Origin of the sequence: Micromonospora humi, from assembly GCF_900090105.1 — a bacterium.
In the GTDB taxonomy this organism is placed as follows: Bacteria; Actinomycetota; Actinomycetes; order Mycobacteriales; family Micromonosporaceae; genus Micromonospora; species Micromonospora humi.
Genome location: NZ_FMDM01000007.1, coordinates 278255 through 301938, shown reverse-complemented (window position 1 = coordinate 301938; position 23684 = coordinate 278255). Strand labels below are relative to the sequence as shown.

Annotated in this window: 20 protein-coding genes; 4 read left to right on the top strand and 16 right to left on the bottom strand. The window is 73.8% G+C overall.

Annotated elements, in window-relative coordinates:
• Position 1: 1 nt before the first annotated feature.
• The 3 genes from GA0070213_RS16360 to GA0070213_RS16350 form a co-directional block, all read right to left on the bottom strand.
• Complete coding sequence (locus GA0070213_RS16360; protein ID WP_091064085.1) at positions 2–622, bottom strand: HAD family hydrolase; 621 nt, start codon at positions 620–622, stop codon at positions 2–4.
• The gene (gene smc, locus GA0070213_RS16355; RefSeq protein WP_091064081.1) at positions 619–4218 is read right to left on the bottom strand and encodes a chromosome segregation protein SMC; all 3600 of its coding nucleotides are present in this window, start codon (positions 4216–4218) and stop codon (positions 619–621) included. Before smc ends, GA0070213_RS16360 begins: the two co-directional genes overlap by 4 nt.
• Before the next feature lie 313 nt (positions 4219–4531).
• A complete protein-coding gene (locus GA0070213_RS16350) occupies positions 4532–4726 on the bottom strand; it encodes a hypothetical protein (RefSeq protein ID WP_091064470.1) in 195 nt (64 codons plus the stop codon).
• A gap of 377 nt (positions 4727–5103) precedes the next feature.
• Between GA0070213_RS16350 and GA0070213_RS16345 the strand changes: the two genes are divergently transcribed.
• Both GA0070213_RS16345 and GA0070213_RS16340 read left to right on the top strand, forming a co-directional pair.
• Positions 5104–6402, top strand: a complete 1299-nt coding sequence (locus GA0070213_RS16345; RefSeq protein WP_091064079.1) for a CAP domain-containing protein — start codon at positions 5104–5106, stop codon at positions 6400–6402.
• A gap of 78 nt (positions 6403–6480) precedes the next feature.
• The gene (locus GA0070213_RS16340; protein WP_091064076.1) at positions 6481–7353 is read left to right on the top strand and encodes an endo alpha-1,4 polygalactosaminidase; all 873 of its coding nucleotides are present in this window, start codon (positions 6481–6483) and stop codon (positions 7351–7353) included.
• Positions 7354–7408: 55 nt separating this feature from the next.
• On the opposite strand, the gene GA0070213_RS16335 is transcribed toward GA0070213_RS16340, so the two are convergent.
• From GA0070213_RS16335 to rsmD, 10 genes are all read right to left on the bottom strand, one after another.
• Positions 7409–8914, bottom strand: a complete 1506-nt coding sequence (locus GA0070213_RS16335; RefSeq protein ID WP_091064074.1) for an MFS transporter — start codon at positions 8912–8914, stop codon at positions 7409–7411.
• Between the two features lie 423 nt (positions 8915–9337).
• Positions 9338–11551 (bottom strand): MMPL family transporter, encoded by a 2214-nt coding sequence (locus GA0070213_RS16330; RefSeq protein WP_091064064.1) that lies wholly within the window; start codon positions 11549–11551, stop codon positions 9338–9340.
• Between the two features lie 237 nt (positions 11552–11788).
• Entirely contained in the window at positions 11789–12646 is an 858-nt protein-coding gene (mutM, locus tag GA0070213_RS16325; protein ID WP_091064062.1) for a bifunctional DNA-formamidopyrimidine glycosylase/DNA-(apurinic or apyrimidinic site) lyase, read from the bottom strand.
• Positions 12639–13463, bottom strand: coding sequence for a ribonuclease III (gene rnc / locus GA0070213_RS16320; RefSeq protein ID WP_175441360.1), 825 nt, complete (start codon positions 13461–13463; stop codon positions 12639–12641). The genes mutM and rnc overlap by 8 nt, the downstream gene beginning before the upstream one ends.
• Positions 13460–14497: a phosphate acyltransferase PlsX gene (locus tag GA0070213_RS16315; protein ID WP_245716423.1), complete on the bottom strand. Its 1038-nt coding sequence runs from the start codon at positions 14495–14497 to the stop codon at positions 13460–13462. The genes rnc and GA0070213_RS16315 overlap by 4 nt, the downstream gene beginning before the upstream one ends.
• 54 nt (positions 14498–14551) lie before the next feature.
• Positions 14552–14725: a 50S ribosomal protein L32 gene (rpmF, locus tag GA0070213_RS16310; protein ID WP_089156974.1), complete on the bottom strand. Its 174-nt coding sequence runs from the start codon at positions 14723–14725 to the stop codon at positions 14552–14554.
• Between the two features lie 5 nt (positions 14726–14730).
• Positions 14731–15294 (bottom strand): YceD family protein, encoded by a 564-nt coding sequence (locus tag GA0070213_RS16305; RefSeq protein ID WP_091064050.1) that lies wholly within the window; start codon positions 15292–15294, stop codon positions 14731–14733.
• 127 nt (positions 15295–15421) lie between these two features.
• Positions 15422–15919 carry an SPFH domain-containing protein gene (locus GA0070213_RS16300; protein ID WP_091064048.1) on the bottom strand — a complete coding sequence of 166 codons (498 nt, stop codon included), beginning with the start codon at positions 15917–15919 and terminating at the stop codon, positions 15422–15424.
• Positions 15920–16155: 236 nt separating this feature from the next.
• Complete coding sequence (gene coaD, locus GA0070213_RS16295; RefSeq protein WP_091064045.1) at positions 16156–16632, bottom strand: pantetheine-phosphate adenylyltransferase; 477 nt, start codon at positions 16630–16632, stop codon at positions 16156–16158.
• The gene (gene rsmD / locus GA0070213_RS16290; RefSeq protein ID WP_091064042.1) at positions 16629–17192 is read right to left on the bottom strand and encodes a 16S rRNA (guanine(966)-N(2))-methyltransferase RsmD; all 564 of its coding nucleotides are present in this window, start codon (positions 17190–17192) and stop codon (positions 16629–16631) included. The genes coaD and rsmD overlap by 4 nt, the downstream gene beginning before the upstream one ends.
• Before the next feature lie 247 nt (positions 17193–17439).
• On the opposite strand from rsmD, the gene GA0070213_RS16285 reads away from it, so the two are divergent.
• Positions 17440–18387, top strand: coding sequence for a cell wall anchor protein (locus GA0070213_RS16285; RefSeq protein ID WP_139128683.1), 948 nt, complete (start codon positions 17440–17442; stop codon positions 18385–18387).
• A gap of 106 nt (positions 18388–18493) precedes the next feature.
• Here GA0070213_RS16285 and GA0070213_RS16280 read toward each other — a convergent pair whose 3' ends face one another.
• From GA0070213_RS16280 to GA0070213_RS16270, 3 genes are read right to left on the bottom strand one after another with little or no spacing between them, the layout of a single operon-like run.
• Positions 18494–19432, bottom strand: coding sequence for a serine hydrolase domain-containing protein (locus GA0070213_RS16280; protein WP_091064036.1), 939 nt, complete (start codon positions 19430–19432; stop codon positions 18494–18496).
• A 25-nt stretch (positions 19433–19457) separates the two neighbouring features.
• Positions 19458–21659 carry an ATP-dependent DNA helicase RecG gene (gene recG / locus GA0070213_RS16275; RefSeq protein WP_091064030.1) on the bottom strand — a complete coding sequence of 734 codons (2202 nt, stop codon included), beginning with the start codon at positions 21657–21659 and terminating at the stop codon, positions 19458–19460.
• The gene (locus GA0070213_RS16270) at positions 21656–23266 is read right to left on the bottom strand and encodes a DAK2 domain-containing protein (protein ID WP_091064027.1); all 1611 of its coding nucleotides are present in this window, start codon (positions 23264–23266) and stop codon (positions 21656–21658) included. Before GA0070213_RS16270 ends, recG begins: the two co-directional genes overlap by 4 nt.
• A gap of 219 nt (positions 23267–23485) precedes the next feature.
• Between GA0070213_RS16270 and rpmB the strand changes: the two genes are divergently transcribed.
• The gene (gene rpmB / locus GA0070213_RS16265; protein ID WP_091064024.1) at positions 23486–23677 is read left to right on the top strand and encodes a 50S ribosomal protein L28; all 192 of its coding nucleotides are present in this window, start codon (positions 23486–23488) and stop codon (positions 23675–23677) included.
• Positions 23678–23684: the final 7 nt, after the last annotated feature.

The window sequence follows — 23684 nt, the reverse complement described above, 5'->3', positions numbered from 1 at the left end:
CTCAGTAGGCCAGTGCCGCGCGCAGGTAACGCAGGTCGGCCGGCCCGCTCCAGCGGTGCGCGGAGAGCCCGGCGACCCGGGCGCCGGCCACCGCGCGGTCCTGGTCGTCGACGAAGAGCACCCGGGCCGGCGGGGTGTCCAGCGCCGCGCAGGCGGCCTGGAAGTATTCCTTCGCCGGCTTGTGCACGCCGACCACCGAGGAGTTGACCACCACGTCCAGCTCGTCGGTCAGGCCCAGCGCGGCCAGGTCGGCGTCGAGCAGGTCGGTGGCGTTGGTGCCCAGCCCGACCCGGATGCCGGCCGCCCGCACCTCGCGCACGAACGCCAGCACGTCCGGGTCGACCTCGCCGCGGTAGCGCTGCCACTCGTCGACCGCCGCGCGGGCCCGGGCCGGGTCGCCGAGCGAGGGGGTGAGCGCGTCGGCCACGCTCGCCATCCACGCGGCGTGGCTCATCTGTCCGACGAGCACCGGCTGGAGCAGCCCCCAGGACATCGCGATCTCACCGAGGACACCCTCGGTGAGCCCGTACTCCCGCTCGACGCCGGCGGCCACCGCCGGGTCCCAGCGGCGCAGCACGCCGTCGAAGTCCACCAGGAGCGCCGTGGCGCGTTCCCGACTCACTCGTCTGTCTCCTGCCCGTCGTCCTCGGCCCGGTTGAGCCGCTGGCTGATCACCTGGGTCACGCCGCTGCGCATGGTCACGCCGTAGAGCGCGTCGGCGATCTCCATGGTCCGCTTCTGGTGGGTGATCACGATCAGTTGGCTCTTCTCCCGCAACTGTGCCAGCAACGTGATCAGTCGGCCCAGGTTGACGTCGTCGAGCGCCGCCTCCACCTCGTCCATGATGTAGAACGGGCTGGGCCGGGCGCGGAAGATCGCCACCAGCATGGCCACCGCGGTCAACGACCGCTCGCCGCCGGAGAGCAGCGACAGCCGCTTGATCTTCTTGCCCGGCGGCCGGGCCTCCACCTCGACGCCGGTGGTGAGCAGGTCCTCCGGGTCGGTGAGGATGAGCCGCCCCTCGCCGCCGGGGAAGAGCACGGTGAAGACCTGCTCGAACTCCCGCGCCGTGTCCTCGAACGCGCTGGCGAAGACCTCCAGGATCCGCTCGTCCACGTCCTTGACCACGGTGAGCAGGTCACGCCGGGTGGCCTTCAGGTCCTCCAGCTGCTCGGAGAGGAACTTGAAGCGTTCCTCCAGCGCGGCGAACTCCTCCAGCGCGAGCGGGTTCACCTTGCCGAGCAGCGTCAACTCCCGCTCCGCCTTGGCGGCCCGCTTCTCCTGCACCGGCCGCTCGTAGCGGACCGGCTCGGGCACCGGCCGGCCGTCGGACTCGGCGAGCGCGACGTCGGCGTCGGTGGGCGGGACCGGTTGGTCCGGGCCGTACTCGGCGACCAGCGTGGGCACGTCCAGCCCGAAGTCCTCGGCGGCCTTGGCCTCCAACTGCTCGATGCGCAGCCGTTGCTCGGCGCGGGCCACCTCGTCCCGGTGCACCTGGCTGGTGAGTCGCTCCAGCTCGGCGGCGAGGCGCTTGGCCGCGCCGCGTACCTCGGACAGCTCGGCCTCGCGGGCGGCGCGTTCGCGGGCGACGGCGTCGCGGTGCTCCTCGGCCCGGGCGAGGGAGACGGTGAGTCGGGTGAGCGCCTCGCGGGTGCCGCCGACCACGGCCCGCGCGATCTCCGCGCCCCGGGTGCGGGCCGCGCGCCGGGCGGCGGCGCGCTCCCGCGCCGCCCGCTCGGCGGTGGCCTGCCGGGCCAGCGAGTCGGCCCGACCGGCGATCGAGGCGACCCGCTCCTCGGCGGTACGCACCGCGAGCCGGACCTCCATCTCGTTCTGCCGGGCCTGCGGCACCATCGCGGCGAGCTGGTCACGTTCCTCGGTGGACGGTTCGGCGTCGATCGGAGTCGTCTCGGCCAGCCGCAGCCGCTCCTCCAACTCGGCGAGCGTCGTCAGGTCGCGTTCCCGGGCCGCCTCGGCGCGGGACCGCGACTCACCGAGCCGGTCGGTCTCGGCCTTGGCCGAGCGGGCCGCCGCGCCCAGTTCGGCGAGCCGGCGGGCGGCGGCGTTGCGGTGGCTCTCCGCCTCCCGCTTGGCGGCGGCGGCGTGCTGCACCGCCTCCTTGGCGACGGTCACCTCTTCGCGGGCCTGCGTCAACTGGTCGCGCAGCTCGGCGGCGGCGCGTTCGGCGGTGGCCCGGTTGGTCCGGGCCTCCTCGACGGCGGCCTGCACCTCGATGAAGCTGGGCGCCTTGGCGGACCCGCCGGCCGCCGCGTACGCCCCGACCACGTCGCCGTCGGGAGTGACCGCGCGCAGCTCCGGGTTCGCGGCGACCAGGTCGGCCGCGGCGGCGAGGTCGTCGACGAGCGCCACGTCGCGCAGCGCCCGGTGCACGGCGGGGCGGATGCCGGCGGCGCACTCCACCAGGTCGGGCGCCCAGCGGGCGCCGTCGGGCAGCTTCGGGCGCAGCGCGTCGGCGGTGCCGTCCATGCCGGGCCCGGCGGGGCTGCCGACCAGCAGGCCGGCCCGCCCGGCGTCGGAGATCTTGAGCAGCCGCATCGCCTCGACGGCCTCGTCCACGCCGCTGACCGCCACCGCGTCGGCGAGCCCGCCCAACGCGGCGGCGAGCGCCGCCTCGTCGCCGGGGGCGACGGTGAGCAGCCCGGCCAGGCTGCCGAGCAGGCCGGGCACCTGGTCGGCGCGGGCCAGCAGCGCCCCGGCGCCGTCCTTGCGACGCAGGCCGAGCGCGAGCGCCTCCTCGCGGGCCTTCCAGGTCGCGGCGTCCTTCTCGGCGGCACGTTCACCGTCGGTGAGGCTGCGCACCGCCGCCTGGGCCTGCTCGTGCACGGCCACCGCCTCGGCGTGCCGGGCGTCCAGGTCGGCGTTGTCCCGGTCGGCCTCGGTGGACTGCTCGGCGACCGCGTCCAGGTCGGCCTGCGCCTTCTCGGCCCGGCCGAGCGCGTCGGTGTGCGCGGCGGCGAGCCGTTCGATCTCCTCGCCCGCGCTCGTGGTGCGGGCCCGGGCGGAGTTGACCTGACCGGTCAGCCGGGCCAGCCCCTCCCGCCGGTCGGCGATGGCCTTGGCGGCGGTCACCAGTTCCCGTTCGGCGGCGGCGAGCTGCCGTTCCAGCTCCTGCCGGTGCTCGACCGCCTCGGCGAGCCGGATCTGGTCGTCGGTGAGCGCGGCGCGCAGCTCCTCCTCCTGCTCGCGGACCCGCCGCGACTCCGCCTCCAGTTGCTCCGGGTCGCGGCCGGGGCGCTCGTCGTCGCCGGTGGCGCTGAGGTGACGCAGCCGTTCCCGGGCGAGCTGCTCGATGGAGCGGAACCGCTCCTGCAGCGCGGAGAGGCGGTACCAGGTGTCCTGGGCGGCCGCGAGCAGCGGGGCGTCCTCGGCCAGGGCCGCCTCCAGCTCGCCGAGCCGGCCCTGCACCTCGCCGTGCTCGCCCTCGATCTGCTCACGCCGCTCACGCAGCGCGGTCTCGTCGGCGATCTCCCTGTCGAGCGTGGTCCGCAGCGTGTGCAGGTCGTCGGCGAGCAGCCGGAGCCGGGCGTCGCGCAGGTTGGCCTGGATGGCGGCGGCGCGCCGGGCCACCTCGGCCTGCCGGCCCAGCGGCTTGAGCTGGCGGCGCAGCTCGGCGGTGAGGTCGGTCAGCCGGTTGAGGTTCACCTGCATCGCGTCGAGCTTCCGCAGCGCCTTCTCCTTGCGCTTGCGGTGCTTGAGGACGCCGGCCGCCTCCTCGATGAAGGACCGGCGGTCCTCCGGCTTGGCGTGCAGCATGCCGTCGAGCCGGCCCTGCCCGACGATGATGTGCATCTCCCGGCCGATGCCGGAGTCGGAGAGCAGCTCCTGGATGTCGAGCAGGCGGCAGGAGTCACCGTTGATCTCGTACTCGCTCTCGCCGGAGCGGAACATCCGGCGGGTGATGGAGACCTCGGTGTACTCGATCGGCAGCGCGCCGTCGGTGTTGTCGATGGTGAGGGTGACCTCGGCCCGGCCCAGCGGCGCCCGCCCGGCGGTGCCGGCGAAGATGACGTCCTCCATCTTGCCGCCGCGTAGCGCCTTGGCGCCCTGCTCGCCGAGCACCCAGGCGATGGCGTCGACGACGTTGGACTTGCCGGAGCCGTTCGGGCCCACCACGCAGGTGATCCCCGGCTCCAGCTTCAGCGTCGTGGCGGAGGCGAAGGACTTGAAGCCCCGCACCGTCAGGCTCTTGAGATGCACCTTCTCGATCCTCGTCCGGTGGTCGCCGTACCGTCGCCGGCTGCGCGGACCTGGTGAACCCGCAGACTAACCCGCGACCGGGAGCGCACCGGCACGCGACCCACCCGGCGGGGGGCTGTCCGCTTTCCGTATCCGCCGCCCCGGTCGGGCGAAAACCGCAAGATCACAATTACCGGACGCAATTTCCCGGAGCCACCGCAAGATCGAGAATTGCGAACAACGGCGAAAAGGGTACGTACATGGCTGCGCGCCGGCACTGAAGTGTCGGCGCGCTTTTCGGTGTGGTGCGATTCAGTTTTCCGACGACCGGAACTCAGGTCAGCGCGGGCTCGGCGAGCCGGAGGAGGTCGTCCGCCTCCGCCGCCGCCGCCGCGAGCCGATCGTTCTCGGCGCGCAGACGCGTGATCTCGAACTCCAGTGCCTGAACCCTGGCACGCAGTCGGGTGGCCTCGTCGAGCAGACGCCGGTCGGACGCTGCACCTACGTGGCCGTAGAGGGCCTTCGCCATGCTGAACTCCTCGATATGCGCTGCCGGAAAGGCCGGCCAACGCGCGCCCATGATGTTCGCGGCTGCCAATGCTCCGATGTGTCGGGGCATGACTGGGCGCGACTGGCGACACCTACATATTGAGCCGAACCCCCCTCCTTCGTCAAGTTGACGCAGGCCGTAGATCATCTCCACGTCGGCCGGGCCACTCGCCGGGGGGCTGCCACAAGGCGCGGACACGCTCTGTCCGGACGCCTTTACTGTACGCCCTGAGGAATGTGTGAACGCCTCACCCTTGCGGTCGGCTTCGCCTTAACTCTTTCTTAGCCACGTTGCCGCAGCTCGGGCGCACCCGTAGCGTCACCCCGGCCCGCAACCGACCCGTGGAGGGGACAGGCGTGTACCGCTGGACCGACCCGATCGACCCGGATGACGCCTCCCGGCGCCCGGAGCAGCCGACCGACCAGGGTCCGGCGTGGCTCAGCGACCGGCCCGAGCCGCGGTCGTCGTACCTCTTCGGGGACGAACCGGCCCAACCGCCCGCCGGCCACCTGCCGCCCACCCTCGACGCCGGCCGTTACGGCGACGTCGACGGCCCTGGACACGGCCCGGCCGGGTACGACCCCGCCGCGCGGCCCGGATACGTCACCGAGCAGCCCGGGTACGCCACCGAGCAGCCGGGATACGCCGACGAGCGGACCGGGCACCTCGCCGCGCAGCCGGGTTACGCCGCCGCGTCGGACCACGGCCACGGTGCCGCCGAGACCGGATACGGCCCGCCTGCGCCGTTCGCGCCGGCCGGCCCCTATCCGGCGGACCGGGACCGGTGGAACGGCGACGAGCAGCGGGACCGGTGGAACGGCGAGGAGCAGCCGGCCGGCGCCTGGGCACAGCCCACCGCGGCCTGGCAACCGGTGACCGACACCCCGCCCGACGACAACCGGCACCGCCAGCGGCGACGGCTCTCCCGCCCGCTGGTGATCGGCGGCGCCGCCGCCGCCGCGACGCTGGTGGTGAGCCTGGGAGTCGGTGCCGTGCTGCTGCCCGGTGGCGACGGCCCGGCCGAGCGGACCTCCGCCGACGCGCCGGCAATCGTCGCCCCGGACGCGCCGGAGCAGACCGGGAGCGAACCGTCCGCCGACGCGCTGGTCCCCCCGTCCGCCAGCCCGACGGCCGTGCCGACCACCGTGAAGCCCAGCCCGACGAAGAAGGCCACGCCCCGGCCCAGCCGGACCAAGGCCCCGTCGCGGCAGCTGGAGCGCAGCAGCGCACCGAGCAACACCGGCGCCCGGACCACCTCCTCCGGCAGCGGCCTCAGCTCGGAACTCCAGCAGGTCGTCGACATCGTGAACCAGGAGCGGGCGAAGGCCGGCTGCAAGGCGCTGACCGTCAACTCCAAGTTGACGCTCGCCGCCCAGCGGCACAGCCAGGACCAGGCCGACCACAAGAAGATGTCGCACGACGGCAGCGACGGCAGCGACGTGGGCCAGCGGCTCGACCGGGTCGGTTACACGTGGCGGGCGTACGGCGAGAACGTCGCCTGGAACCAGCAGAGCCCGGCCGCCGTGATGGACGCCTGGATGAACTCCGAGGGACACCGGGCGAACATCCTGAACTGCTCGTTCACCCAGATCGGGGTGGGCGTGGCGCGCAGCAACGGGCCGTACTGGACGCAGGACTTCGGCACGCCGCGCTGACCGGCGCGTCGTGACCGGGCCGGCGCTCGTTGACCGGGCGGGGGCGGCGTCGGGTCGCCCGCGTCCGGGGAGCTGTCATTGCGGATCCGGCCGGCGTGTGCCGTGCCGCGCTCCCGGCCGGCCCACGTCCGCCGACGAGGGCCGTGCCGGGGCGTGGCGCTGGCGCTGACCGCGCTGCTGCTCGCGCCCGTCCCGGCGTGCCGGGAGCGGGTCACCGTGCCACCCGGAGCGCCCACCCCCTGGCCGGCCGCGTCGGCCCGCCGTTGGACGTGGCAGTGGCAGCTCGCCGGCCCGGTGGACGTGTCAGTGGACGCGGACGTCTTCCTCCTCGATCCGGTGCGGACCACCTCCGCCGAGACCGCCGCGTTGCGCGCCCGGGGCCGCCGGCTGGTCTGCCAGGTCCGGGTCGGCACGTACGCGGCCGGCGACGCGGACGCCACCCGCTTTCCGGCCGCGCTGCGCGGCGCGGCGGTGCCGGGCCGTCCGGGGAGTCGGTTCCTGGACCTCCGGCGCTGGGACGCGCTGGCGCCGGTGCTGGCCGACCGGTTCCGGCTCTGCCGGGGCAAGGGCTTCGGCGCGGTGGCGCTCGACGACGCGGACGGCTACCGGCACCGCTCCGGCTTCCCGCTGGGCTTCGACGAGCAGTTGCTGTTCAACCGCCGGCTGGCCGGGCTGGCCCGTCGGCTCGACCTCTCCCCCGGCCTGGTGGACGACGTGGCGCAGGTGGCCGCGTTGGCCCCCGACTTCGACTTCGCGGTCAACCAGGAGTGCGTACGCCGCCGCGAGTGCGCCAAGCTGCTGCCGTTCGTCGACGCCGACAAGCCGGTCTTCCACGTCGAGTACACCGGTGACCGGGCCGCGTCCTGCGTCACCGCGACCGGCTACGGCTTCGCCTCGATCCGCAAGGACCGGGCTCTGGACGCCTGGCGGGAGCCCTGCCCGCTGCCGTGACACGACGCGCCGCCCCGGCCCGGAGGACGGGCGGAGGCGGCGCGTCGTCGGAGGGTCAGCCGGCGCTCGCGCCGGTGGTCGAGGTCGAGCTGTCCGCGCCACGTTGCGCCGGCACGCCCGCCTGTTCGGCGCTGAGCGGAGTGGCCAGGTCCTCCAGGGACTTCCCCTCGGCCTTGACGCCGAGCGCCAGCTCCACCAGACCGCCAATGATCATGATGGAGGCGCCGATCACGAATGCGAGCACGGTATCGCCGACCTGGCCGCTGCCGACCAGCTTGGCGAAGAGCAGCGGGCCGGTGATGCCGCCCGCGGCGGTGCCGATCGCGTAGAAGAACGCGATGGCCATGGCCCGGGTCTCCATCGGGAAGATCTCGCTGACCGTCAGGTACGCCGCGCTGGCGCCGGCGGAGGCGAAGAAGAGGACCACGCACCAGCACGCGGTCATGGTCACCGCGGTGAGCACGCCGGCGTGGAAGAGCCAGGCGGTGCCGAGCAGCAGCACGCCCGAGCCGATGTACGAGCCGGCGATCATCGGCACCCGGCCGACCGTGTCGAAGAGCCGGCCGAGCAGCAGCGGGCCGAACAGGTTGCCGACCGCGATGACCGCGAAGAAGTATCCGCTGTTGCCGGGCGGGACGTCGAAGAAGGTCTGCAGGATCTGGGCGAAGCCGAAGGTGATCGCGTTGTAGAGGAACGCCTGGCCGATGAAGAGCGAGAAACCCAGCGTCGCGCGCTTCGGATAGCGGCGGAACAGCGTCTTCGCGATCTCCAGGAAGTTGGTGCTCTTCCGCTGCCGGATCTCGATGTAGTTGTCGGCCTCGGCGAGGTCCTTGCCGGTCTCCCGTTCGACCTCGCTCTCGACCGAGTCGACGAGGCGGTTCGCCTCGTCCGCCCGCCCGTGGATGAACAGCCAGCGTGGACTCTCCGGCACGTGCCGCCGGACCAGCAGGATCACCACGCCGAGCACCGCGCCCAGGCCGAACGCCACCCGCCAGCCGAGGTTGGTCGGCAGGCCGTTGAGCAGCGGCACGGTCAGCAGCGCGCCGATCGCCGCACCGAGCCAGAAGGTGCCGTTGATGATGATGTCGATCCGGCCGCGGTGGCGGGCCGGGATCAGCTCGTCGATGGCCGAGTTGATGGCCGCGTACTCACCGCCGATGCCCATGCCGGTGAGGAACCGGAAGAGGAAGAACCACCAGGTGTCGAACGAGAGCGCGGTCAGCGCGGTGGCCACCAGGTAGAGGCCGAGGGTCAGCAGGAAGAGCTTCTTGCGGCCGAACCGGTCGGTGAGCCAGCCGAAGAAGAGCGCGCCGGTGCAGGCGCCGGCCACGTAGAGCGCGGCGGCCAGGCCGGTGACCTGGCTCTGGGTGATGTCCAGACCGCTGCCCGGCTCGGCCAGCTTGCCGGACAGGTTGCCGACGATGGTCACCTCGAGGCCGTCGAGGATCCAGACCGTGCCGAGACCGATCACGATCATCCAGTGCCAGCGGGACCACGGCAGCCGGTCGAGGCGGGCCGGCACGTTGGTCCGTACGGTGCCGGTCTGCACGTCGGCGCTCATGACGCGCTCCGGCCTGTGGGGAGAGCCGGAGCGGTCGTAAGCGCCTCCGGCGAGAGCTCTTCATCCATGGCGGCCCAGATGCCCCGCCACCAGGCGCGTTAATCCTGCCGGCTTCCGGCCCCGACCACCCCTCGGACGGTCGGCGGTCCCGGTCGCTCCCGTCCCGGCGAGCACACCGGCCGGCGACTACTGTCCGTGACCCGCTCCCGGGACAGATGCCTTCAGCTCGCTATACCTGAGAGGCATAATTATGCCTCTCAGGTATAGCCCGTCTGAGCGGACGTCTCCTCGGCGACCAGCACAGCCAGGCCGGAAAGTCAACCCCGGACCGGCCGAGGCCGAGGGCGAGCCGGGGCCGGGCCGAGGCCCGGCGGTCGGACTACGCCCCGGCCGAAGCGGGCCGGGGCGGTCCGACGCGCCGGGTCAGCGGGCGCCGACCAACTCCGGCGACGGCGCGGGCGGCGGCTCGACCGTCGGGGTGGCCGGTCGACGGCGCAGGAAGCGCGGGGCCCACCAGTTCGCGTCGCCCAGCAGCGTCATCACCGACGGGAGCACCACCGCCCGGATGATGGTGGCGTCCAGCAGGATCGCCGCCGCCAGGCCGATGCCGAGCTGCTTGAAGTCGATCATGCTGAGCGTGGCGAAGATCGAGAAGACCCCGACCATCACGATCGCCGCGCTGGTCACCACGCCGGCCGAGGACGTGATCCCCTCCGCCACCGCCTCCCGGTTGGGCATGCCGCGGTCGACCGCCTCGCGGATCCGGCTGACCACGAACACGTGGTAGTCCATGGAGAGCCCGAACAGCACCACGAACAGGAACAGCGGCAGCCAGGTGACGATCGCGTCCATCGAGGTGAAGCCGAGCAACCCCTCCGCCCAGTGGCTCTGGAAGACCAGCACCAGCAGGCCGTACGCGGCGCCGGCGGAGAGCAGGTTGAGCAGGATGGAGGTGAGCGCCACCACCACCGACCGGAACGTCCAGGCCATCACCAGGAACGTCAACGCCAGCACGAACGCGGCGACCACCGGCAGTTTCGCCCAGATGTGGTCGGCGTAGTCCTCGCTGGCGGCCACCCCGCCGCCGACTGCGTACTCCACACCCGGGATGCCGTCCAGCGCGGCCGGCACCAGGTCCCGGCGCAGCTCGTGCAGGGACCGGGAGGCCTCGTCGGAACGGCTCGCGTACGGGGTGGCCACGTCCAGCACGGACACCCGCCGGTCGGCCGACACCCTGATCTCCGGGCCGTCCCCCTCGGCCGGCGCGAAGAGCGGGTCGGTGGCCGCCCGGCCGGCCAGGCCGGTGAGCGCGGCCCGCACCCGGTCGGCCTGGTCCGCCGGCGCCCGCACGGCCACCGTGTGGTTGGTGCCGTTGCTCGGGAAGGCCGCGGTGAGCCGGTCGTACGCCTGCATGGCCGGCGTGGTGCGCGGCACGTCCTCGGCGCCGGGGAACTTGAGCTTCATGCCCAGCGCGGGCGCGGCCAGCGCGAGCAGCAACGCGACCGAGATCAGCAGCGTGGCCACCGGTGCGCGCAGCGCGGGCCGCAGCACGGCCGGCCAGAACCGGGGCCGCGCCGGCCGCCCGCCGCGCGGGGCGGTGAGCCGCCACAGCAGCGGCACCCGGGGCCGGTCCACCCAGCGGCCCAGCTTGGCGAGCAACGCCGGCAGCACGGTCAGCGAGCCGATCACCGCCACCGCGACCACCAGGATCGAGCCGACGGCCAGCGACGAGAAGATGGCGTCCTGGGCGAGCAGCAGGCCGCCCATCGAGATGATCACGGCGGTGCCGGAGACCACCACGGCGTGCCCGGAGGTCTCCGCCGCGATCTCCACCGCGTCGAGGCCGGAGCGGCCCTTGGCCCGTTCCTCGCGCTCGCGCCGCACGTAGAACAGCGAGTAGTCCACGCCCACCGCCATGCCGATCAGCAGGATGACGCTGGCCGTGGTGTCGGTCGCCGGCACCAGGTGCGAGGCGAGCGTGGAGAGGCCCATCGCGGCCGCCACCGAGGAGAGCGCGAGCAGCACCGGCACGCCGGCCGCGATCAGCGCCCCGAACGCGATGATCAGGATCGCCAGCGTCACCGGGAGGCTGAGCAGCTCGGCCCGCTTGAAGTCCTTGCCGAGCGTGTCGTCCAGCGCCTTGTCGATCGACGGGCCACCGACCTGCTCCACCCGCAGCTCCGGGTGCGCCTCCTGCACCTGGGCGGTGGCGTCCCGCAGCGGCTGCACCCGGTCGGAGGCGGTCTCCGGGTCGCCGGCCATGGTGATCGGCAGCAGCAGCGCCGTCCCGTCCCGCGACGGCATCGGCGTACCCACCGACGCGACGCCCTCGACCTGCCGCAGCCGGCCCGCGGCGTCCTGCGCGACGGCCTTCGCCGCGGCCGGGTCCAGCGCCCCCGACCGCGCGGTGATCAGCACGTTCTCGGTGGCCGGATCGTGGAAGTCACCACCGTCGACGATCAGCTCGGCCCGCCCGAACTCGCCGATCGCCTGATCCGCGTCGGTGGCCTCGTTCAGCCCGGCGGCGTTGCCGCCGACGAAGCACACCGCGACGAACACCACCCACAGCGCGATGGCCCGCCAGGGATGCTCCGCACTCCACCGTGCCAGCCGCACGGTCACCGGTCGCCTGCCCATATCCGGGTTCCCCCTCCAGACGTCGGCCCCGTGCCGACGTCTGCCGACGCTAGGCACCGGACGCGGCCCGGACATCGGGGAACGGCCCCGGCTCCTCCCCGATGAGGCAGGCCCTACCCGGGCGGCCGGAACCGGCCGCACCGATCATCGGAAAAAGGGCATTTCAGGGTACGCTCCGGCGCGCCGCCGGGGACCCTCCGGCGCAGCACACCGGCGCAACCCCGAAGCGGCTCCGGGTCATCCCCGGAGGCTGCCCCGAGGGCGCGGCTGGCAGCGCGGGCAACTGTAGGAGGACCGGTTCATGAACGCCTCGCGCCGGATCGGCGCGCCGCAGCGCGGGCAGGGCTCCCCCTCCCGGCCGTACGCGTTGAGCGACCGGTCGAAGTAGCCGCTCTCGCCGTTGACGTTGACGTACAGCTCGTCGAAGCTGGTGCCGCCCTGCTTGATCGCCTCGCCCAGCACGTCGCGTACGTGGCCGAGCAGCCGCAGCGCCGCCGGACCGGTCAGCGCGTCGGTCGGCCGGGCGCCGTGCAACCGCGCCCGCCAGAGCGCCTCGTCGGCATAGATGTTGCCCACCCCGGAGATCAACGTCTGGTCCAGCAACGCCCGCTTGATCTCGGTACGCCGGCGGCGCAGCGCGGCCACGAACCCGTCGTCGGAGAACTCCGGATCCATCGGGTCCCGGGCGATGTGCGCGATCTCGGCCGGCAGCTCCGCCCCACCGGCGGAGACCGACAACCCGCCGAACGTGCGCTGGTCGACGAAGCGCAGCTCCGGACCGTCGTCGGCGAACCGGAAGCGGACCCGCAGGTGCAGCTCGTCCGCCGCGTCCGCCGGTTGCAGCAGCAGCTGGCCGGACATGCCGAGGTGGCCGATCACCGCGTCCCCGCTGTCCAGCGGCAGCCACAGGTACTTGCCCCGGCGGCGTACGCCGGTGACGGTCCGGCCGGCCAGCACGTCGGCGAAGTGCGCCCCGCCCGGCGCGTGCCGGCGTACCGCCCGCGGGTGGCGCACCTCGACGGTGGTGATCCGCCGGCCGACGACCCACTGGGCCAGCCCCTGCCGGACGGTCTCCACCTCGGGCAGCTCAGGCACGGCCGGCGCCCGCCTCGGCGTCCTCCGGGTCGACCGCCCCGGACTCGGCCCGCGCCTCGGCCTCGGCCTCCGCCCGCGCCTCGGCCTCCGCCCGCGCGGTCGCCTCCGCCTGCTCGGTCAGCATCCGCCAGGCCGACTCGGCGGCCCGTTGCTCGGCCTCCTTCTTGCTGCGCCCCTCCGCGCCGCCGTACCGGTTGCCGGCCACCACCACCCAGGCGGTGAACGTCTTCAGGTGGTCCGGGCCGGTGCCCTCGATCCGGTATTCCGGCACGCCCAGACCCAACGCCGCGGTCAACTCCTGGAGGCTGGTCTTCCAGTCCAGCGCCGCGCCCCGGCCGGCCGACTCCGCCATCAGCGGGTCGAAGAGCCGGTGGATCACGATGGCCGCGGTGTCCAGCCCGTACTGGAGGTAGATGGCGCCGAGCAGCGCCTCCAACGTGTCGGCGAGGATGCTCGCCTTGTCCCGGCCGCCGGTGGCCTCCTCGCCCTTGCCCAGCAGCAGGTAGGCGCCGAGCCCGTCCGGGCCGAGCCCGCGCGCCACGTCGGCCAGCGCGCGCATGTTGACCACGCTGGCCCGCAGCTTCGCGAGCTGCCCCTCGGGCAGGTCGGGGTGGTTGTGGAAGAGCGCGGTGGTGATCACCACGCCGAGCACCGAGTCGCCCAGGAACTCCAGCCGCTCGTTGGTGGGCAGGCCGCCGTTCTCGTACGCGTACGAGCGGTGGGTCAGCGCGCGCTCCAGCAGCTCCGGGTCGAGCGACACGCCGAAGGCCGCCTCCAGGTGGCTGACGGGAGCACGCCGCCGCTTCTCGTTGGTCATGGTGCTACCTCGGTGTCGTTGCGGTCAGGTGCGGGATCGTGCGGGATCTCGGCGAGCAGGGCACGGACCGTACCGGCGGCGTCACGACGCCACAGGTGGGCGGCCAGGGCGATGCCCGAGGCGACGTCGTCCGGGCCGGCGGCGCCGTGGCACACCACCACGGTGCCGGCCACCCCGAGCAGGGCCGCCGCGCGGGGCGCGCCGCCGTTCGCCGGCGGCCCACCGGCCATGGCGTACGCGCCCTCGATGGCCTTCAGCAGGACGTTGCCGGTGAATCCGTCGGTCACCACCACGTCGACCCGGGTGCCGAGGGAGATGTCGTACCCCTCGACCAGGCCGACGTACCGGGCGCCGCAGGGCAGCGGCACGGCGGCGAGGGCGGGGTCGGCGGCCCGGCGCAACCGGTCGCCCTTGCCCGCCTCGTGGCCGACGGAGAGCAGCCCCACCCGGGGCGCGGCGACGGCGTGGGCCACGGCCGCGTAGGCGGCGCCGAGGACGGCGTGCCGGGCCAGCGTGGCCGGGCCGGGCTCCAGGGTGCCGCCGACGTCCAGCAGCACCACCGGCCCGTCGACCGCGGGCAGCGTGGCGACCAGCGCGGGTCGGCGTACCCCGGGCCAGCGGCCCAGGCCGAGCGCGGCGGCGGTGACGGTGGCGCCGGTCGAGCCGGCGGAGACCACGGCGTCGGCGAAGCCGTCCTGGACGGCCTGCACGGCCGTGCGGACCGTGCTCTCGCCGCGGGCGGCGGTCGGATGGTCGGCCATGCCGACGGCGGCCCGCACCGGGCGGACCGTGACCCGGGCACGCTGCGTCGGGTCGAGCGCACCGAGCAGCCCGTCGGCGACCTCGGTCGGACCGACGAGCAGCAGGCGCAGGTCAGGATCGGTGCGCACCGCCCGCAGAGCGCCGTCAACCACGACGGCGGGAGCATCGTCCCCGCCGAGGAGGTCGACGGCGATCCGCGCGGTGCCCGGCTCCGACGGCCGGCCGGCCGGGGAACGGCCGGCGGCGGAGGGAGCCGGGGCACCGGGCTTCAGCCGTGGTGCGCGCGCCACCCGAGAAGTGGTCGGGGGCGTCACTCGGCGTCCAGGTCAGACCTCGAGGACCTGGCGGCCGTTGTACGTGCCGCAGACGGAGCAGGCGGCGTGCGGCAGCTTCGGCGACTTGCACTGCGGGCAGGCAACGGTCGCCACCACCGAGGCCTTCCAGTTCGCCCGGCGGGCGCGGGTGTTGCTGCGCGACATCTTGCGCTTGGGGACGGCCACGGTTCCTACTCCTCTGTACGGTTCAGTTGCGACAGGCCCGCCCAACGCGGGTCGATCTGCTGGTGACTGTGGTCGGCCGGCAGATCGTCCCAGTGCACCCCACACTCGGGGCACAGGCCTGGGCAGTCCTCCCGGCAGAGCGGGTTGGTCGGCAGCGCGAGCACCACCGCGTCCCGCAACGCCGGTTCCAGGTCGATCAGATCGCCCTGCATCCGGCCCACCTCGTCCTCGTCGGTCGTCTCGTCCGTGGTGCTGTCCTCGTACGCGTACAGCTCCTGGACGTTGACGACCACCGAGTCGTCGATCTCGCGCAGGCAACGGCCGCACTCGCCCTTGACGGGACCGGCGACGGTCCCGGAGACGAGCACACCCTCGGACACCGACTGCAACCTCAGGTCGAGGTCGAGGTCCGCGCCCTCCGGCACGCTGATCAACTCCACACCGAGGTCCGCCGGTGCCGTCACGACCCGCCGGAGCTCACGCAACGCGCCAGGGCGACGCGGCAGGTCCCTCGTGTCGAGGACCAGCGGCGCCCTGGGGTCGAGTTGGCGAGGCGAATGTTTGGGCATAGTCAGACTCCGGCCGTGAGAGGCCGACAAAAAAGGTTACCTGGCAGGGGGGCGGACCGTCGAACCGGGGGCGTGCCCGCCCCGGGCCCGGCGGCAGCCGGCTGTCGGCGACCGGCCCGTGCGCCGCTCAGAAGGGTAGCGGGCGCTCGGCCTCGTCCCCAGCGAAGGTGCCGATCTCGCGCAGCGCGTGCATCTTGTCCCGGCCGCGCTCTATCGAGGCCAGCGCCCGGGTCAGGAACTGCTCGAAGTTGGCGAGCGCGGTGTCGACGTAGTCGTCCACCTCCTCGCGGAGGCGCTGCGCCTCGGCGCGCGCCTCGGCGATGATCCGGGCGCCCTCGTGCTCGGCCGAGACGGTGATCTCGTTCACCGAGACCAGCCGGGCGTGTTCCGCCTCACCCTCGCTGATGATCCGGTCGGCCTCGCGCTTGCCGGCCTCCATGATCTTGTCCCGCTCCTCCAGCAGCGCGGCGGCGCGGCGCAGGTCCGCCGGGAGCTCGGCACGCATCTCGTCGAGCGCCGCGATCATCTCGCCGCGGTCGACCATGCAGTTGTTGCGCGACATCGGGACGGAGCGGGCCTGCTCCACCATGGCGATCAGTTCGTCGATGCGATCGAGCGGGTCCACCGGCGCCTCACTCCTGTCTTCGTCGGCCGCCCTCCATGATGCGGCCTGCGCCCATTTTCGGCGCCAACCCCCATCATGTCGCGCCCCGCCCACTCCCGCCCTACCCGCCCCCGCCCGGCGCGTCGCCCCCGCCCCCACCCACTCTCGTCGATCTTGCACTTTCCGCCCCGGCATTCCGGTCGGAACGGACGAACGGCGGGCCGCAAGTGCAAGATCGGCGGGCGGGTCGGGGCGGGTCAGGGGCGGAGGCGGGTGACGAGCTGCTCGCGGACCAGGTCGGGGACGTGGGCGGAGATGTCGCCGCCCCACTTGGCCACGTCCTTGACCAGGCTGGAGGAGAGGAACGAATAGAGCGGGTTGGTCGGCATGAAGAGCGTCTCCACGCCGGCCAGACCGACGTTCATCTGGGCCATCTGCAACTCGTAGTCGAAGTCGCTGACCGCGCGCAGGCCCTTGATCAGCACGCTCGCCTGCTGGTCCCGGCAGAAGTCGACGAGCAGGCCGCGGAACGACTCCACCCGGACGTTGTCGTACGAGGCGGTCACCTCGCGGAGCATCTTGATGCGCTCCTCGACGCTGAACAACCCCTGCTTCGACTGGTTGATCAACACACCGACGATCACCTCGTCGAAGAGTCGGCTCGCCCGGCCGATGATGTCGAGGTGACCGTTGGTGACCGGGTCGAACGAGCCCGGGCAGACCGCACGTCTCATGATCGGCGACCGTACCAAAGCGTGGTCTCGCCGTAGCGCCGACTGCGCTCCCCGGTGACGCCCTCCACCCAGCCGACCGGTCCGGTGCGGCTGGACCGCTCCACGACCACCAGGGCGTCCGGGGCGAGCCAGCCGCCGTCGACCAGCGCGGCCAGCATCGCGGTGATCTCCGCGTCCGGCACCGCGTAGGGCGGATCGGCGAAGACCACGTCGTACGGCCCGCCGTCCGGCCCGGCCGCCAGGACGCTGCCCACCTTGCCGGTGACCAGGCGGGCGGCCGGGGCGGCCCGCAGCGCGGCGATGTTCTCCCGGACCACCCGGGCGGCCCGGGCGTCCGACTCGACCAGCAGCACGTGGGCGGCGCCCCGGGACAGCGCCTCCAGACCGACCGCGCCGGAGCCGGCGTAGAGATCGGCGAAGCGTGCCCCGGCCAGGTCGAGGTCGGCCTGCACGGCGCTGAACAGCGCCTCCCGCACCCGGTCCGAGGTCGGTCGGGTGCCGGCGCCGGGCGGCGCGGCGATCCGCCGCCCACCGAGCGTGCCGGCCACGATCCGGGTCACCGTCGTCCCCTGCGCATGCCCCGACGCTACGCGACCGGAGGAAGCGGTCGGCACACCACCCGCAGCGACGATCGGTGACCGCGCGTACATCAATGATCTCGGATTCATAACGGACCCTTTACGACCCGTAGATCGCGGTAACGCCCGCGGTGTCGATCTCGCTAGGGTCTGCCCGGTTGCCGTGCGGACGCGCGACTCCGGTCCGTCCGCCGCACTCCTCTCCCATCCTCCCCCCTCAGGAGAAGACGTGAACCGTCTCCACCTCCGGCGTGCCGCCGTCCTCACCGCCGGTGCGCTGATCGGCCTCGCCGGCGTGGCCACCGTCGCCGCCCCGGCCGCCGCCCACCACCCCGAGCCCTCCGGCAGCTACTGCGCCACCAAGGACGGCAAGGTCACCGTCACCTGGTCGGTGATCAGCAGCGAGCGCGACATCTCCGGCCGGATCACCAAGCTCGAGTCCACCGTGCCCGGCGACATCACCGGCGGCCTGTCCGTGGGCGCGGAGCTGAAGAAGCAGAGCGAGGGGCCGTTGACCGGCACCCAGACCCACACGTTCACCGGTGAGATCCCCGAGCTGAAGCTGACCGTCGGGGCGCACTGGGAGCGGGGCCGGCAGTCGCACGACGGTGAGCGCACCGTGGTGGCCCAGCCCAGCCGGAACTGCGAGGTCGAGGAGAGCCCGTCGCCGTCGCCGAGTTCCCCGACGCCGACCCCGAGCGCCAGCGCGACGCCCGAGCCGACCGAGCCGCCGGCGCCCACCCCGACGCCGTCCGCGTCCACCCCGCCGAGCCCGTCGGCGACCCCGTCCGCCCCGGCTGAGCCGATCTTCAAGCTGGACCAGGACTGCGAATCGATGACCTTCACCGTGGAGAACCCGGCGAAGGGCGTCCCCTTCACCGCCACGCTGACCACGGAGAAGGGCGTCACCAAGAAGCTGGTCTCCGAGCCGGGCAAGACCACCTCGGTCGAGTTCGACGCCTACCAGGGTCTCAAGGTCACCGTGAAGTACGACGTCGTCGAGGACTCCGAGACCATCCCGTACACCCAGCCGAAGGACTGCTCCGGCCAGGGTGGCGGCCTGCCGGTGACCGGCCCCGCTGCGGGCGCCATCGCCGGTGGTGCCGTGCTGCTGCTGGGCGCCGGCGCGGTGCTCTACGTGGTGGCCCGTCGCCGCCGGATCAGCTTCACCGCCTGATCCGTTCCGATCGCCCGAGGGCGCGTCGACCACCCGGTCGGCGCGCCCTCGCCGCGTGGTCCACTCCCGCACGCCGAGGTGGCGGGGTCACACCACCTGGTGTGGATCACACCCGGTCGGAGTCGAGCACGGACGTGACAGCCACCGGATCGATCTCGGCCTGGTTGGTCAGCAGCACCAGGCGGTGGTCGGTGTCGGGCAGCCAGGCGGCGAACGCCTTGTAGCCGCCGTTGTCCCCGGAGTGGTGCACCGCCCGCCGGCCGGCCAGCGGGCCGACGAAGAACCCGTAGCCGTACGCCTCGCCGGGCTTGCCGGTCGGCGCGTGCGGCGCGGTCATCGCGGCCACCGAAGCCGGGGCGAGCAGCCTCCCCCGGCGCGGTACGTCCAGCCAGGTGAGCAGGTCCGCCCCGGTGCACCAGACGTCACCGGCGCCCATGCTCACGGTCGCCAGGTCCCACGACGGCACCGGTCGGCCGCCCTCGTGCCCGACCGCCACGTCCGGCCGTCCGTCGCCCGACCCGGCGAAGCTGCCGGTCATGCCGAGCGGCGCGAAGACCTCCTCGGCGAGGAACTCGGCGTACGGCCGGCCGGTCGCCCGCTCGACCGTCCGGGCCAGCAGCACGTAGCCGGGACTGCTGTAGTGCCACCCCGCGCCGGGCCGGAACAGCGGCGGCACGTCGGCGAACGCGGCGAGCAGGGCGTCCGGCTCGGTCGGCGCGGCGAGATCGATCGCCGGGTGCTCCTCCCAGTGACCGAGACCCGAGGTGTGGGTGAGCAGGTGGTGCAGCGTGATGCCGGACCACGTCGACGGCGGGTCGGGCAGCCAGCGCACCACCGGGTCGGTCAGGCGCAGGACGCCCCGCTCGGCGAGCAGCAGCACCGCGACGGCCGCCATCTGCTTGCTGATCGAGGCGATCTGGAACCGGGTGGCCGGGGTGCAGGGCGCCCCGGTGGACTCGTCGGCGGCGCCGGTGACCCGGTCCACCAGGACCTCGTCGCCCCGAGCCAGCAGCAGCACCCCGCGATCGTGAGAAAAGATCGACATCTGCCGGAGCCTAGCCGAGCCCGACTCAGCCCTTCTCCAGATATTCGGCGCGCTCCTCGTCGACCAGCGCGGCGACCGAGGCCGCCAGCGCCGGATGGTGGGCCAGCTCCGGATCCTCCTCGACCAGGGTGATCGCCTCGGCCCGGGCGTCCCGGATCAGGTCGGTGTCGCGTCTCAGCGACAGCAGCCGCAGGTGCGAACGCCGGCCGGACTGGCTGGCGCCCAGCACGTCGCCCTCCCGGCGCTGCTCCAGGTCGAGTTCCGCCAGCTTGAACCCGTCGGTGGTGGAGGCCACCGCGTCCAGCCGCTCGCGGGCGGACGAGCCCTCGGCCGCCTCGGTGACCAGCAGGCAGAGGCCGGCTGCCGAACCCCGGCCCACCCGCCCGCGCAACTGGTGCAGCTGGGAGACACCGAACCGGTCGGCGTCCAGCACGATCATCACGGTGGCGTTGGGCACGTTGACGCCCACCTCCACCACGGTGGTCGCCACCAGCACGTCCAGCTCGCCGGCGGCGTAGGCGCGCATCACCGCGTCCTTCTCGTCGGCCGGCAGCCGCCCGTGCAGCACCCCGATCCGCAGCCCGTGCAGCGGCCCCTCGGCGAGCAGCGGGGCCACCTCGGTCACCGCGAGCGGCGGCCGGCGGCCGTTGTCGTCCTCCCGCGGCGGCTCCTCGTCGGACACCGGGCCCTCACCGATCCGCGGGCAGACCACGTACGCCTGGTGGCCCTTGCCGACCTCCTCGCGCAGCCGGCGCCAGGCCCGGTCGAGGAAGGCCGGCTTGTCGGCGGCCGGAACGACGTGCGAGGCGATCGGCGAACGGCCCTGCGGCAACTGGGACAGCGTGGAGGTCTCCAGGTCGCCGTAGACGGTCATGGCGACCGTGCGCGGGATCGGGGTGGCGGTCATCACCAGCACGTGCGGCGGCTGGTCGGCCTTGGCGCGCAAGGCGTCCCGCTGCTCGACGCCGAACCGGTGCTGCTCGTCGACCACGACCAGGCCCAGGTCGGCGAAGTCGACGCCCTCGTAGAGCAGGGCGTGCGTGCCGAGCACGATGCCGGCGCGCCCCTCGGCCACCTCGGCCAGCGCGCGCCGCCGGGCCGCCGCGCCCAGCGAGCCGGTGACCAGCTCCACCCGGGTCGCGTCGTCGGCGGCGCCCAGCTCACCGGCCCGGCCGAGGGGGCCGAGCAGGTCGAGGATGCCGCGGTGGTGCTGGGCGGCGAGCACCTCGGTCGGGGCGAGCAGCGCGGCCTGACCGCCGGCGTCCACCACCTGGAGCATGGCGCGCAGCGCCACGACCGTCTTGCCGGAACCCACCTCGCCCTGCAACAGCCGGTGCATCGGGTGGGCGGTGGCCAGGTCGGCGGCGATCTCCCGCCCCACCACCTGCTGGCCGGACGTCAGCTCGTAGGGCAGTCGGGCGTCGAACGCGTCCAGCAGGCCGCCGGCCTTCGCCGGCCGGGATCGCGCCGGCCACGCCGCCGCCCGGTGCTTGCGCTGCACCAGGGTGAGCTGCACCGCGAACGCCTCGTCCCACTTGAGCCGGCGGCGCGCCCGGTAGAGCGCCTCCTTGCTGGTCGGCCGGTGGATCTCGCGCAACGCGTCGCCGATGCCGGCCAGGTTGCGGGTGGCCCGCACGGCGGCCGGCAGCGGATCGTCCGGCGGGGTGAACGTGTCCAACACCACCCGGACGCAGCGGGCGATCACCCAGGTCGGCACCGCGGCGGCGGCCGGGTAGACCGGGATCAGCGCGCCGGCGAACTCCTCGACCTCCTCGTTGGCCGCCGCCTCGCCGTCGCCACCCTCGCCGAGCAGGACGTATTCCGGGCCGTTGAGCTGCCGCTTGCCCCGGAACTCGGTCACCTTGCCGGCGAACAACCCCCACCGGCCCGGGCGCAGCTCCCGCTCCCGCCACGCCTGGTTGCCGAAGAAGGTGCAGGTGAGCACACCGCCGGAGCCGTCGCCGACGGTGACCTCCAGCAGGTTGCCGCGCCGCTGCCGCATCGGGCGGACGGCGGTGCGCTGCACCTGGGCCAGCACGGTGACCTGCTCCCCCACGTCCAGCGAGCGGATGTCGGTGTGCTCGCCGCGCTCGTCGTAGCGGCGCGGGAAGTGGTAGATCAGATCGCCGGCGGTGTGCAGGTCGAGGTGGCCGGCCAGGGCCTTGGCGGTCTTCTCGCCCACCAGCTTCTTCAGCGGCGTGTCCACCGTCGACGGCTCGCTCGTCATTCGACCCCCAGCAGGAGCGGGTAGTGCGGCTGGCCGCCCTCGTAGGCCTGCACCTCGACGAACGGCCAGGACCGCTCGACGTGGGCACGCACCCGGTCGGCCAGCCCGGCCGGGGCGTCCGCCCCGCAGAGCAACGTGACCAGCTCGCCGCCGCCGCCGAGCATCCGGTCGACCACGGCGGTGCAGGTGTCGGTCAGATCCTGCCCGATCAGGTGCACCTCGCCCTCCACCAGGGCCAGCACGTCACCCGGGCGGCACGGGCCGGCGACGGTGAGCGCCTCCCGACCGGCGTGGCAGACCTCGGCGTAGCGGCAGGCGCCGGCCGCCTCGGCCATCGCGATGACGTCGTCCTCGAAGCGTCGCTTCGGGTCGCGCACGGCCAACGCCGCGAGCGCCTGCACCGGGGATCGGGTGGGCACCACGCTCACCTTCACCCCGAGGCCGTGCGCCTCCTTCGCCGCGGCGCTCGCCACCGACTGCGTGTTCGGGTCGTTCGGCAGCACCACCACCCGGGCCGCGCCGGTGGCCCGGACCGCGTCGAGCAGCTCGCCGGTGGACGGGTTGGCGGGGACCACCACGGCGCCCTCGGCGGCGAACAGCTCGGCGATGCCGGCGCCGGTCGCCACCACCACGGCCGCCCGGCCCTCGGGGCGCGCCGCCCGCTCGGTCGCCGGGGCGGCCTGGTCGGCGAAGCGGGTCACCGCGATCCGGTGCGGCCGGCCGGCGACCACGCCCGCCTCGACGGCCGCGCCGACGTCGTCGACGTGCACGTGCACGTTCCAGGTGCCGGCGCCGTCACCGACCACCGCCAGCGAGTCGCCGAGCGCCGCCAGCTCGTCGCGCAGCCGGGCCACCGCCTCGTCGGTGGCGTCGAGCAGGTATTGCACCTCGTAGGCGTACGCCTCGGAGCCGGTCTCCCGAACGGCGGTCCCGGGCCGGCGGAGCGCGGGCGGCGCGGGCGCCGGCTGCTCCGGGCTCTCCCCGGTGACCACCTCGACCAGCGCGTCGAGCAGCAGGCACAGCCCGCGCCCGCCGGCGTCGACCACCCCGGCGCGGGCCAGCTCGGGAAGTTGCTCCGGGGTGCGGGCCAGCGCCCGGGCGGCCGCCTCGGCGGCGGCCCGGGCCACCGCGCGCAGGTCGTCGCTGTCCGCCCGCCGGGCCGCGCCGGCCGCGGCGGCGACCACGCTGAGCAGGGTGCCCTCGACCGGTCGGGCGACCGCCGCGTAGGCGGCGGTGGTGGCGTCGGTCAGCGCGGCGGCGAGCTGCCGGCCCCGGACGGCCGGCGCGGTGCCGAGCCGGTCGGCGAGGCCGCGCAGGATCTGCGAGAGGATCACGCCGGAGTTGCCCCGCGCGCCGAGCAGCGCGCCCTGGGCCATCAACCGCAGCGCGTGCCCGTGCGGGGTGTGCCCGTCGTCGGGCAGGGTGCCCAGGTCCATCGCCAGGGCCTGCTGCGCCGAGGTGAACGTGAGCACCAGGTTGGTGCCGGTGTCGCCGTCGGGCACCGGATAGACGTTCAGGCCGTCGATCTCGCCCTGGTGCCGCCGGAGGGCGGCCAGCCCGCTCGTGCACCAGCGGCGCACCGCGGCCGCGTCGAGGGTGTCCAGCACGTCGGGAAGCCTACTGGCGCGCGCCGACACGCGCCGGGGTCGTCCGCCTCCGCCCGGCGTGTCCGACCGGCGCGGCGGTCCGGCCCGGCCGGTCGGTACGCTGGGCGGGCTCGGCGCGGGGCCGGTTGGGCGTACGGACCGGCATCGGGTAACCTGACCAGGTTGCCCGGGCTGCGCCTGGCGGCGACCTCATGAACGTTTCAATCCCAGGAGTATCCCGTGGCTAGCGTGTGCGACGTCTGTGGCAAGGGGCCGGGCTTCGGCCACAACGTGCCCTGGTCCAAGAAGAAGACCAACCGCCGCTGGAACCCGAACATCCAGTCGGTGCGTACCCCGGCCGGTGGCGGCACCACCAAGAAGCTCCAGGTCTGCACCTCGTGCATCAAGGCCGGCAAGGTCGCGCGGGCCTGACCCGGCA